At 41.9% G+C, this 896-nt stretch carries 1 protein-coding gene; it reads left to right on the top strand.

From position 1 onward, the window contains the following. Nucleotides 1-105: 105 nt before the first annotated feature. Nucleotides 106-896: hypothetical protein (locus HC733_RS22410; protein WP_190367183.1), on the top strand; the 791-nt coding region annotated here is incomplete at its 3' end.

The raw sequence follows: 896 nt of genomic DNA, 5'->3' as shown, positions 1-896 counted from the left end.
CGGCTATCAATTACTTGGGAGGTTGTATGGTGTGTAATTTCATAAAATCACGGATCATATCTAGTGTAGCCTCCATATATATTTCCCTTAATTGTGGAGGTCGTTATGCCTGAAAAAGATATTACACCACAAACTGAAAAGGCCATAGTTGAAGGCAAAGACTTACTTGCATCTAAGCAAGATGTTTTGCTGCAACTTGGGCAAATTCAAGCGTTCAGTTTTATTGGCAAACTGGTAACAGTTACCGAATTGAAGATAGTCCAACAAGTGAAGGAATCCGCGAGTTATAAGGGTTTAACGTATGCGGATGAAAATGGAAAAGTGGTAACCGTTACCACTTGGGAGGAATGTTGCAAGCATATCCTTAGAACAGATAGAAGAAATTTAGATAACCGTTTGGTCAATCTTCAGCAGTTTGGTGAAGAGTTCTTTGAAGCCGCTCAGCAAATGAAATTGGGCTATCGAGACTTACGCGCTCTGCGTCAACTCCCTGAAGAAGATCAACAACTCGTTATAGAGTCTGAAGCTGTTGAAACAGGTGATAAAGAAGCGGTTAAGGAGTTAATAGACGAGTTAAAAGCCAAACACGCAAAAGAGTCTGAGAAGTTAAAAACTGAACTCAATGCGACTGAAACACAGCTAAAAGCAAGCCGTGAGCAATCTAACAAAACCGCGATTGAACTGCAAAACGTAAGGGAGCAATTAGAGGTTAAAAAGTTCTCGGTAGATAAATGGCAAGGTGACACCAAGCAGTTTTTTGAGGCGTTAACATCAATCCATAAGCAAGTACGCGAAGGGTTTAACCAGCTAACCTTGCTTGGCGAGCAGCTTGAAACACTCACCCATTTAGACGAAAAAACCTACGAAGCGGCGCGCTCGGCACTGTATGCCGATAG

It is taken from the genome of Pseudoalteromonas sp. S16_S37, from assembly GCF_014694405.1.
Classification (GTDB): domain Bacteria; phylum Pseudomonadota; class Gammaproteobacteria; order Enterobacterales; family Alteromonadaceae; genus Pseudoalteromonas.
This window is presented reverse-complemented; position numbering and strand designations above follow the sequence as displayed.